3 protein-coding genes are annotated in these 3,817 nt (G+C 37.2%); all 3 read left to right on the forward strand.

Annotated elements, in window-relative coordinates; translation table 11 throughout:
• Positions 1–136: 136 nt before the first annotated feature.
• The 3 genes from BSCG_RS0128245 to BSCG_RS00220 are packed head-to-tail and all read left to right on the forward strand — an operon-like array spanning position 137 to position 3,714.
• Complete coding sequence (locus BSCG_RS0128245) at positions 137–1,765, forward strand: site-specific integrase (RefSeq protein ID WP_032849920.1); 1,629 nt, start codon at positions 137–139, stop codon at positions 1,763–1,765.
• On the forward strand, positions 1,743–2,693 hold the full coding sequence (locus tag BSCG_RS00225) for a tyrosine-type recombinase/integrase (RefSeq protein ID WP_008777650.1): 951 nt from the start codon (positions 1,743–1,745) through the stop codon (positions 2,691–2,693). The genes BSCG_RS0128245 and BSCG_RS00225 overlap by 23 nt, the downstream gene beginning before the upstream one ends.
• The gene (locus BSCG_RS00220; protein WP_008777651.1) at positions 2,683–3,714 is read left to right on the forward strand and encodes a tyrosine-type recombinase/integrase; all 1,032 of its coding nucleotides are present in this window, start codon (positions 2,683–2,685) and stop codon (positions 3,712–3,714) included. The genes BSCG_RS00225 and BSCG_RS00220 overlap by 11 nt, the downstream gene beginning before the upstream one ends.
• The last annotated feature ends 103 nt before the right edge of the window (positions 3,715–3,817 follow it).

Consider the following 3,817-nt stretch of genomic DNA (forward strand, 5'->3'; position numbering starts at 1 on the left):
ATCATTAATGTTGTCCATTTATTTATGTCAGTTTCTTTCATATTTACTTATGTTTTAGGTTCTTATTAATTTTTGCACAACATAATTATTGCTGCTCGTTATATTATATAGTACTACTCATATAATTTTTACGAGCATGTTAGAACAAATAATTATCCGCAAGCCATTCCTTAAAAAACATTTGGCTGCACCATTATTAAAGGAGCGAGAATCCTTTTTAACTATGAAAAGTAAGGAAGGATTGTCCCGGCTAACACTAATGGGGTGGGCTGGGTATTCGCTCAAGTTTATCCAATATTTCAATCTTCATGATGGCGAAAAGAGAATTGTGTCACTTGATGATGTCGTTGAAGCTGCACGTCAATGGTCTTCACCCATTCCTGATCATTATCATTCTCGGAAACGTCATGATTGCCCTTCCTCAAGAATCAAATTCATTGAGATGGCTGTTGATTTCTTACTATACGTAGGTCTTTTAGATTCTCGTTACCAAGACGACATCGTCAATTATCTCGCCGAGCGCAAATGGCACAGAGTCAGACTGATTGCCGCTCCCTTTTATAAAGAGAGAATGTCTTTCTTGATGGATTGCAAATCAAAAGGTTTTAAAAGACAGACACTTCAGCTTTATGCACAGTATCAACTTCATCTAATAGAGTATCTTGATTTAAAGACCTTCCGTATTGTCACCAATGAGGAAATCTCAAATGCAGCGAAAAAATGGCAAAACCTGGAAGACAAAGGTTCTCACAAGAAGAAAGGCACCAAGTCTAATTACAGTTTCTTCATCTATTTTGCAAATATGTGGCTTAAAGAGCTACATATGCTACCAGAATCAGGTTCTCCTTCAATATCAGATATACGCATAAATGAATACCTTAATCACTTGGCATACAGGAGATATTCTCATGCCTATATTAAGGGAAGGAGATATATACTCACCTACTTTTACAAGATAATAGAAAAGGAAAATCAGGAACACCCTTTAACATTGGAAGATATAGATAAATACATTGAATACTACACAATTAACCAGGTTCAACGTAACACGCTGAAAGAGTACCTGTGTTGTATTCGTGTATATCTTCGTTATGCAGTCGAAAAGGGGTGGTGTATTGCCGACCTAGATAAGGCGTTAATCACTCCCAAAGTATATAGTGAAGAAAATCTCCCTTCTTTCTTGCCGTGGGATAAAGTTCAAAAACTGTTACAAACAGTCAAAGAACAAACTGGTAAATCCGCATCGCGCGACTATGCTATTTTTATGTTGCTTGCAATGTATGGTTTACGATGTAGTGAGGTCGCTAATCTGAAGTTAAGCGACATTGATTGGCGTAAAGAGCAAATTTATATTAAGCGTGCTAAGAATTGCCGTCCACAAATATTGCCACTTCTTCATAATGTGGGAGAGGCGATCATTGACTACTTGAAAAATGGCAGACCTAATGAAGTTGATAGTGATAGTCTGTTCTTTTGTGCCCCTGCACCAATACGACCTATCTCTTGTAATGCCATAGCTTCCGTTGTATACAGGTATTTGAAATACAGTGGAATAAATATCAAGCATAAAGGACCTCATAGCTTACGTCATAGCCATGCAACTTTCTTGATAAACGAAGGACAAACCTTAAAGGATGTCGGTGATTTACTGGGTCACAAAAGTATGGAAGCAACAAGAGTATATGCAAAGGTTGATCTTAATTCACTGAGAGACGTATCAAATATTAACTGGGAGAATTTATATGAATATAAAAGAAGCCGTTGAATCATTTATCAACTTTCGTAGGTCTATTGGTCGTAAGGATGAGAGTAAAACATACACCTTGAGATTATTTGCCAATTTTATGGGAGAAACTACAGAAATTTCTTCAATAACAGAAAATGACTGCAATGCTTTCCTCTATAGAAAAGGCGATGTTGTAACCAGATATTGGCACTCTCAGCACTGCATCCTGAAAAAACTTTTTGAGTGGGCTTTTTCTAGAGGACTCATTCAAAACATACCTGTTCCCGTTTTTCTGCCTAAAGCTCCAGAGTATTATCCCGCTTACATATATACGGATGACGAACTGAAGAGACTGTTTGATGGTGCACGTACATATCGCAAACGTGGTCCTCTAGTCAATGAGCCTATATGTATACGGTATATCTTGATGATTACGTATATGCTTGGACTCCGAATAAGCGAGACCTTATCTATAAAAATAAAGGATATTGACTTGGAGAAAATGTACGTGCATATACATTGCAGTAAGTTCTACAAGTCTCGCTTGGTTACTTTCAACGAACAAGTATCAAAATTGATGCAAGAGATATTACAATGGCGAAGTACTCAAATGTACCCAATGGTAGAGGATGCATATGTGTTCATTAATCTGAAGGGAAAACCTGTTAATTTTGTATCTTTACATCAGATATTTACGACCATTCGTAAGAATGCAGGTCTATATTTCCCTGATCGAGGACGTCATCAGCCCAGAATCCATGATCTTCGCCATACTTTTGCGGTCAACGTCCTTACTAACTGGTATAAATCAGGAAAGAACGTCCAGGATTTACTGCCAAAGTTATCCACCTATTTGGGACATCTTAACGTGTCCTTCACTTCCGTCTATCTAACAAAGACGCCAACTTTGTTGCAGGAAGCAAACAAATTGTTTTATGCTTATAAAAACACGAACAATGAAGAATAGAAAAAATACTGAAACAGAATATCTTGGCTATTGGCTAAGACCATTCCTCATAGAGTACTTAATTGTCACTAGAAACCTTAGTCGCAACACTCAAATGAGTTATCGTGATACATTCCGTATGTTGGTATCGTATGTTTCTACATTAATAAGTATTGCAATAGACAATCTCAAAATCTCGGATATTACGACTGACGTTATTACAAAATTTCTTGATTATCTGGAAATTGAGAGAAAAGTTTCCGTTTCTTCAAGAAACAATCGTTTAGCTGCAATAAAGGCTTTCGCAAAGTTTCTGGCGTGGAAATCTCCTGAACATATAGATTGGTGTCACCATGTCAGTCTTATCCCTTCAAAGAAAACGGAAAAACGCATGATAACCTATATGGACAAATCTGAGATCGAAGCCTTGGCTGATGCACCTTTGAAAACATGCAAATATCAAGGGATAAGAAGTCGAGATCATGTCATTATCCTATTCATGTATAATACTGGCGCCCGAGTGTCTGAAGTTATAGGTGTTAAAGTGAAGGATGTTGCGATGCCACCAAAACGTGGAATGCCAATGGTGACATTACATGGCAAGGGACGTAAAGAGAGAATATGTCCTCTATGGGAGGATTTCTGGGATTTACTCAAACCATTTATAGACAACAAGTTGCCTAACGATTACCTTTTTCTTAACCGATACAATCAGCCTATGAGCCGATTCTGTATTTATGAAATGATAAAGAAATACTCACAAGATGTAATCTTAAATCATCCTTCTCTTGCAAATAAACGCCCATCTCCTCATGTTATACGCCATACAACCGCCACTCATCTACTTAATTCTGGAGCGGATATTGATATGGTTAGAAATTGGATGGGACATAGCTCGATTGATACAACTAACATCTACGCCGAAATTAGTATGGAAAGGAAATTAGAAGCTCTCAAAAAATGTGAGCAGTCCGTTTCCGATACACCATCACGAAAATGGTCTGAGGATAAGGAGTTAATTACATTCTTAGATAGCCTCTAATTCCTCCAAAGATAGAATTATGTTGTGCAAAATGTCAAAGAACGATTGATTATTAATTGTTTAGACTAATGCCCAACATAATTCTATGTCAGACATAAATGAT

This window comes from Bacteroides sp. 2_2_4, from assembly GCF_000157055.1.
GTDB lineage: Bacteria > Bacteroidota > Bacteroidia > Bacteroidales > Bacteroidaceae > Bacteroides > Bacteroides ovatus.